Raw genomic sequence first — 7,450 nt, forward strand, 5'->3', positions numbered from 1 at the left:
TTCTATCTCTTGGGACAGAGATACCAAGGTTACCTAAGAAACAGGCAAGTTGTCTTTCATAGTAACCATTAGCTTTATTATCAATACTATCTCTAAGGAATATTTCTCTTTCTTTTTTCATGAGAGCGTTTAAGAGGAGTGCAGCAGCCATTTTGATACCCTCTTTTGATTCAATTTTTGAGATTTCACTTAAAACTTTTTCTAAATCTAAGTCTAAGTTTTCCATTTTACAGACCTCCTGGTTAGTTTAGTCTTTTAGGTTTTATGTTATCATTAATTTAAAAAATATTAAAAATTTTTATTATGCCTCTAAAATATTTTATTAAAAGACACAATTTATATTCTACTCCCGAGGAAATCAGAAAGGTAGCCTATGAGCTTTATGTAAAAAGTGGATGTATTCCTGGTAGGGACTTAGACAACTGGTTAGAAGCTGAAAGGATCGTTTTAGAGAGGTATGGCTTAATTTCTAAAGAAGGTTCTCAAGAAACAAGCCCCTCTTCAGCCTGTGAAAACCAACCTAAAACCAAGGTAAGATGCAGAAAAAAGACAGAAGAAAGGTCTGCTACCCAAGGGAAAGGTAGAGGTAAGAAAAAAGGATAATCTTTTTCCCTTATTCCACCACTTTATAACCAAGGCTTTCTATAGCTTGGGAAACTGCGTTTAAGTCTATTTCTTTAAGAGACTTTAAGGTTACCTCTTTTTTATTTCTGTCTGCTTTAACAAAAATAAGGTCTGGAAACATCTTTTTGAGCCCATTTTCTATGGTCATTTCACAATGAGGACAGGTCATTCCCTCTACTTTTAAGCTATAGGTCTTCATCTACCCCTCCTGATACTAAAAATTTATAGTCTTACCTTTTTTAAACTTAAGGAGTTAACAAGCACAAAAAGTGAACTAAAGGCCATGGATGCTGAGGCAAAAACTGGCTTTAAAAGAAGTCCTGAAAAAGGATAAAGCACCCCTGCAGCCACAGGAATAAGGATAAGGTTATAAAAAAAGGCCCAGAAGAAGTTTTGTTTTATTTTTTTATAGGTTATTTCAGATAACCTAAAGGCTTTTAAAAGATCTCTTAGGTCGTTTTTTATCAAAATAAGGTCTGCGGTAGCAGAGGCAACCTCTGTGCCTGACCCTATGGCCACACCCAGATGAGCTTTGGCTAAGGCTGGGGCGTCATTTACCCCATCCCCTACCATAGCAACTATTTTTTCTTTTTCTCTTATCTCATCTATCTTCATCGCCTTTTCTTGAGGCAAAACCTCAGCCCAAACCTCGTCTACTCCAAGTCTTTTAGCCACTTCTTTAGCTGTCTGCCAAGCATCTCCTGTGAGCAACCCTACCTTAATCCCTTTTTTCTTAAGGTTTTGCAACACCTCCAAGGCTTCTTCCTTAATCTTATCCTCAAACCAAAAAGCAGAACAAAGCCTTCCGTCTACAGCTACCAGCACATAAGAAATTCCTTCTATGTTACTTTCTCTTAAAAACCGCTCAAACTCATCTAAACCTAAGCCAGCCTCTTCCATAAACCGTCTATTCCCAACCAATACCTCTTTACCTTTTAATTGGGCTACCACCCCTTTTCCAGGTAAATAGTAAAACTCATCAGGTTCTACTACCTCTAACCCTCTTTTTTTAGCAAACTCTACTAAGGCCTTACCAAAGGGATGCTCTGAATTCTTTTCCGCAGAAGCGGTAAAAAAGATAGCCTCTTCCTCAGAACATCCTGAAAAAACCTCCATCTTCTTAACCACCGGCTGCCCATAGGTAAGGGTACCTGTTTTATCAAATACTACATAATTTAGTCGGTTTGCATACTCTAAAGCTTCAGGGTTTTTGATAAGGATGTTTTCTTCTGCAGCTTTTCCTGTAGCCACCGCGATAGCTGTTGGGGTAGCAAGTCCTAAAGCACAGGGACAGGCTACCACCAGAACGGAAATAGCATTCATTAAGCTAAAGGTTAGTCCATATCCTAACCCAAACCATACCAGAAAAGTAACCAAAGCAATCGCTATGACCAAAGGCACAAACACAGAGGCTATACGATCGGCAAGTTTCTGTATGGTAGGTTTGGTAGCCTGAGCCTCTCTAACAAGCCTTATGATGTGAGCCAAGACGGTATCTTTCCCTACGTGGGTTACCCTTATTTTAAAACTTCCTGTAAGGTTTACTGTGCCTCCTATAACCTTATTTCCTACCCTTTTTTCTACAGGCAAGCTTTCTCCAGTAATCACAGCCTGGTCTACCAACCCTATACCTTCTACAATTTCTCCGTCTACCGGAAACCTTTCTCCAGGTTTAACCAAAACCAAGTCCCCTACTCGCACCTCTTTGATAGAAACCTCTTTTTCCATGTTGTCTTTGATAATCCTGGCTTTTGATGGCTGAAGAGAGGCAAGTTTTTTGATAGCTTCTGTGGTCCTATGTTTGGCCTTTGCCTCAAGGAACCGTCCAAAAAGGATAAGGGTAATGATTACCGCTGCTGTTTCATAATAAACCTGAGGTGTCTGCCCCGAAGCCCAAAAAATATCAGGGAAAAAGGTTGCCACAAAACTATATAAATAAGCTGCTCCTGCTCCAAGGGCAATCAAAGTGTTCATGTCAAAAGAAAGATGCCTAAGCCCTTTGACCGCAGCCTTAAAAAACCTACTACCTCCGTAAAATAGCACCGGAGTCGTCAAACCAAACAATATATAGTTAAAAACCTCTCTTTTCCCCACATGTCCCAAGACATGGGTTACCATGTCTAAAAGAATAACACCTGTAAGTATCGCACTAATCAAAAATTTTTTCTTTAACTCCTGCTCTTCTCTTTTTCTAAAAACCTCTTCATAAAGTTCTACCTCTCCTTGCAAGACAACCGCCTGATCGTAACCTAAACTGGCAAGTCTTTTTTTGAGGTCTTCTGGTTCTACCAGAGTAGGAACATAGTCTAAAACCAGCTCTTCTATTGCCTGGTTGGCTGAAGCTTCTACCACACCTAAAACCTTTAAAAGTTCCTTCTCGATTCTTTTAGGGTCTCTTAAGGATAATCCTTCTATCTTAAAAACCACCCGCTGAACCCCTAAATCATACCCTCCTTTTTGTAGTGCCTTCCTTATAGCCTTTAAATCAAGACTTTTTCCTTCTTCAACCTCTAAAGTTGCCTTTTCTGTGATTAAGTTTACCGTTGCTTGTTTTATGCCAGGAACCTTCAAAAGTAAATCAGTAACCCTTTTAACACAGGCAGCACAGGTTATCCCTATGATAGGAATTTCCAAAACTTTTTCCAAGATACCTCCTTCTCACCTAAAAATTTTACTTTAATCAGAGCTTATTTTGGTTTTTTCTAACTCTCTTTTTAAGAAGAAAAGATTATTTCTAACCCGATGAGATAGATTTTCTACCGAGCGAAGTTCTTTAAAAAGTTGTTCTATGTCCCTTTCCATTTCATATAGTCCTTTCTCTAACTTTACTATAAATCCAGAAAAATCTGAAGCCTCTATCACCTCTCCAAACCTTTCCCAAAAGAAAAACACAAACATCAAAAAAGATAAGAGTAAACCATAGGGCACAAGGATGATTTTATCTTTTTCTAACTCCTCTAACAGTTTGAACTTACAAAAGTCATAAACCCTGTCAGGAACAGTCATTACGGCAAATCCCACAGACTTTTCATCTTTAGTATAATTTATGATCTCTTTAGCCCTTTTCTTAATCCTTTTTATAAGCTCTTTTAACTCTTCTTCAGAAAGTTCTTCTTTAGTAAGAATTTCTGGAGAAGTAACCTTTGAATCTACAGGTAAATACTTCCCTTCTCTTAAAACAAAAGCAAACTCAACCTCTGACGCCCCCATCTTAAGGTTTCTGACAAGTAGATTGGGAGGTAAAAGCCCTAAAACCTCTTCTACAGCCCTTTCCCCAGCCTTACCTGACTTTCGGCTTAAAAAAATGGCATTAAGTTTGGCTACATCCTCACTTAATCCTTTAAGCACTTCCTCTGTTATATAAAGCTTGGTAAGATCCTTCTTGATGTCCTGCAAATCAGACAGCCTTTCTTTGACTGAAAACAAAGGCTCAGAGATGTTTTCTAACCTTTGTTGAAACCAAGAAAATCGTTCGTCTACATACTTTTTAAAGTTGACATAAAAAAACCAGAAAATCCCCACCAACACAACAAAAAATAACACCAGCCAGAGGTAGTCCATATTCTATGATTTTACTTTATTTAATAAATTAACGCAATTAGGTTATAACGATATGATGCCAAAAAATTTTTATAAAAAATTATCTTTTAAAGCCTGGCTATAAACTTCAAGATGCCACCACCAGTGGTTAAAGGGATATTTCTCAAGAACGCTGAATAGCCCACAAAAGTTTCATCTTCACGATATACAAACTACTCTTTAATTATTCTAAAATTATTACCTTCTTCTCTTTTCATTTTTTCTTCATACATTCTTCTATCAGCAATTTCTATTAATTTTTTTATGATTTCCTGAGTTTCCATGTTTATATCTTCTATATCATCAGGGAATACCGAAACGCCATAGCTAAAAGAGAGTTGAAACTCTCTGAAAATTTCTTCTATTTTCTGTCTTAAAGTGTTTATTCTTTCTATGGGTTCGTTGTCAGATTCAAACAGTATAATAAATTCATCACCACCATACCTTGCTATAATGTCATATTTTCTAAAATTTATACTTAATATTTGTGCTATTTCTTTTAAAACTTCATCCCCTTTATTATGACCATATGTATCATTGATTAGTTTAAAATTATCAAGGTCAATAAATATAAGAAAAATTTTACCACCCTCATTTCTTTTTAATCTTTCGATTGACTTTACTAAACAATCTTTAAGATAATATCTATTATACAATCCTGTAAGCTCGTCTTTAATAGCCATTAAATAAGCATCTTTTAACTTTTCTTCTTTTAGAGACAAAATGGAATCGTATTTCTTAGTAACCTCTTCTAAAAGATTTTTTAATAGCTTTATTTTTATTTCCTTTCTCATCTTTCCTTCATCGCTAATACAATTGATGTTTCATTATAAAATTTTAGTTTTTTAAAATATCTATCTGGCCCTATTTCTCCGTATGTAAAAAACCCAAAAAGATTACTATTTAAGATCGAAGTATAAATCTCTGCTTCTTCTTTTTGCCGTTCTTCTAATACGTATTGTCTTGCAGTACATGAAAAGTCAAATACAATTTCACTATGTCCTATTCTTTCCTTTACTCTTTTGGCAATTTTTAAATTTTCCTGTAAAAGCTCTTCGGCTGTAGCGAAAGAAAGTTTTAATTTCTGCCCTTCCTTTATTGGGCCAAAAAATTCTACATAATCTTTTTCAACTTTCTTAAAGGTTCTTAAAGTTGCTACATACCCTTCTTCATCATCAAGGATATAAATAGGAATATACCAAAGATATCTTATATCAAAATTATCTATGCCCTTTATCAATGATCGTGTAATATCGCTAAAATTTCTATTCTCATCTACTAAGTACAGTTTGTAATCTTTAGCTTTTTTGATTTCGTAAGTAACTCCATAGGGTTTGAACCCAAGTGCTATATCTATAGCAAAATCTATGTTTGAAAAAGTTATAATTACAAAACCATTTTTTATGATTTTAGAATCAACAAACTGATATGATAAAACCTCCCCGTTAGCATCTCTATACCCTGAAGATATCCCTCCAATTATATTATTTACAGGTTGAAAGTCTATAAACTGAGATACCTCCTCTATAAATGTCCCGAATCGTTTTTTATTACCTAACCCTCCAATAATAATATGAAGCTTATCTGAATTTGAGTTAAAGTAGTTTGCAGTTTCTATAACTGCTTCGTTCTCATCAATACCTTCTAAATAAAAAATTTCTACCTTACCGGTTCTTTCAAATTTTATAACCGCTACAGAAATACCTTCTACTATTTCACTGTCACAAAAAGAGTGAATAGCGTGGAACCCTATATTTTTTTCTGTATTAAAAACTTTTTTTATATAGTAGTTTATATCATTGTAGGGATAATCTGGAGATACAGCAAAGATTAAAAAATCATAGGTATCAAAATGTTTATCTATCTGCTTTTTAATATCTTCTAATGCACTTGATAATGTTTTTTCTCGACTTTGAAACACTAGTGCTTTCATGTGTTTTCTTAAATAATCTTAAAAATTTTTTAAAATTATAGTAGATTAACTAAACAAAGCAAGGCTCCCGCATTCGATCAAAAATTTTACTTCTGTTTTACCCACCCCTATTGTAAAAAGTTATCATCCAAATAATAGAAAAACAGAGTTCTTATTTTTAAATCTTTTAAAAATTACTTTTTAGGAGCTTTTTCATCTTTTTTCCTTAAATACTCTAGTAAAAGTTCAGCAGGATAGGTCCTCGCAGCTATCTTGTCTAAGTGCCACCACCAGTGATCAAAGGGATATTTCTCAGGGTCTCTGAAATAATATGCTGGATCAGCACCTTTTTCTAACACTACTTTAATAAGCTCTATATCTGCCTGCTTAACCCTTTCATCTTCATCAAGCCCGAGCTTGTGGATTTCTTCCCTGGTCTCTAAATCTGCAGGAACAGTATAATAATTTCGTAAATAATACGCTGGAGGCTCACAAAACAGAACCTATTCTTTTATCAATTCATTTTTATAAGATTTTGATAATTCCATCTATTGATTTACCTCTTCTTCTTGCTTCATAAAATGTACTGAAAAGTTATCAGGCTCAAGTCTTATCACATATTTTAACTATTTTATTATTTTTTAGCTTTCAAATTACTTCAGCAAGAATATCTTTTATACCTTTACTTTCAATTCCTCATAGGTAGACTCGAAACGATAAAATACAAAAAAAACTTCAAACAATGCACGATCTTAGTTTTAATTCCTTATAGGTAGGCTTGAAACAAAAAATTGAAAAAGGCGAATTAATCGGGGAGGAAGCAAGTTTGAACCATCATCATGAAATTCTAATCCGACTTGCTAAGCTTCTTGGTCTTTTTTTACTCGAGAATTTAGATTCGTATCTAATACCCTTATCTCCCGGATAGGGCTTTTTATGTCTCCCGATTGAATACCACAGCTCCTTGGGGATCCTGTCAAAGGCCTTGCACCTGTGCATATACTCATCAATCAAATGCTTACAGTTCAGACAAACTTCATCCGAAAAGATGTCTATACTGACTTCCCAATCATCCAGTTTCAATCCATCTTTTCCATCACCTAATTTTTCAAGGGAGTAGAATATAAATTGTGTCTTTTAATAAAATATTTTAGAGGCATAATAAAAATTTTTAATATTTTTTAAATTAATGATAACATAAAACCTAAAAGACTAAACTAACCAGGAGGTCTGTAAAATGGAAAACTTAGACTTAGATTTAGAAAAAGTTTTAAGTGAAATCTCAAAAATTGAATCAAAAGAGGGTATCAAAATGGCTGCTGCACTCCTCTTAAA

The 7,450-nt window shown here is 34.7% G+C and carries 7 protein-coding genes and 1 pseudogene; 1 reads left to right on the forward strand and 7 read right to left on the reverse strand.

Annotated features, from left to right (window positions below; all coding sequences use genetic code 11):
- Positions 1 to 226: pseudogene (locus G580_RS10625) on the reverse strand (IS256 family transposase); the annotation flags it as partial.
- Between the two features lie 77 nt (positions 227 to 303).
- On the opposite strand from G580_RS10625, the gene G580_RS11640 reads away from it, so the two are divergent.
- Positions 304 to 603, forward strand: coding sequence for a DUF2934 domain-containing protein (locus G580_RS11640; protein ID WP_028841778.1), 300 nt, complete (start codon positions 304 to 306; stop codon positions 601 to 603).
- 10 nt (positions 604 to 613) lie between these two features.
- Here the strand turns inward: G580_RS11640 and G580_RS0108410 are convergent, their stop codons facing one another.
- The 6 genes from G580_RS0108410 to G580_RS11550 form a co-directional block, all read right to left on the reverse strand.
- A complete protein-coding gene (locus G580_RS0108410; protein WP_028841779.1) occupies positions 614 to 823 on the reverse strand; it encodes a heavy-metal-associated domain-containing protein in 210 nt (69 codons plus the stop codon).
- A gap of 23 nt (positions 824 to 846) precedes the next feature.
- Complete coding sequence (locus G580_RS0108415) at positions 847 to 3,270, reverse strand: heavy metal translocating P-type ATPase (RefSeq protein ID WP_083960851.1); 2,424 nt, start codon at positions 3,268 to 3,270, stop codon at positions 847 to 849.
- Between the two features lie 30 nt (positions 3,271 to 3,300).
- Positions 3,301 to 4,185: a DNA recombination protein RmuC gene (gene rmuC, locus G580_RS0108420; protein WP_028841781.1), complete on the reverse strand. Its 885-nt coding sequence runs from the start codon at positions 4,183 to 4,185 to the stop codon at positions 3,301 to 3,303.
- 191 nt (positions 4,186 to 4,376) lie between these two features.
- Complete coding sequence (locus G580_RS10630) at positions 4,377 to 4,997, reverse strand: GGDEF domain-containing protein (protein WP_051173315.1); 621 nt, start codon at positions 4,995 to 4,997, stop codon at positions 4,377 to 4,379.
- Entirely contained in the window at positions 4,994 to 6,136 is a 1,143-nt protein-coding gene (locus tag G580_RS0108430) for an FIST C-terminal domain-containing protein (RefSeq protein ID WP_028841782.1), read from the reverse strand. Before G580_RS0108430 ends, G580_RS10630 begins: the two co-directional genes overlap by 4 nt.
- A gap of 173 nt (positions 6,137 to 6,309) precedes the next feature.
- Positions 6,310 to 6,474 carry a hypothetical protein gene (locus G580_RS11550; RefSeq protein WP_156874815.1) on the reverse strand — a complete coding sequence of 55 codons (165 nt, stop codon included), beginning with the start codon at positions 6,472 to 6,474 and terminating at the stop codon, positions 6,310 to 6,312.
- Positions 6,475 to 7,450 lie beyond the last annotated feature (976 nt).

The sequence above is a fragment of the Thermodesulfobacterium hveragerdense DSM 12571 genome, from assembly GCF_000423845.1.
Classification (GTDB): domain Bacteria; phylum Desulfobacterota; class Thermodesulfobacteria; order Thermodesulfobacteriales; family Thermodesulfobacteriaceae; genus Thermodesulfobacterium; species Thermodesulfobacterium hveragerdense.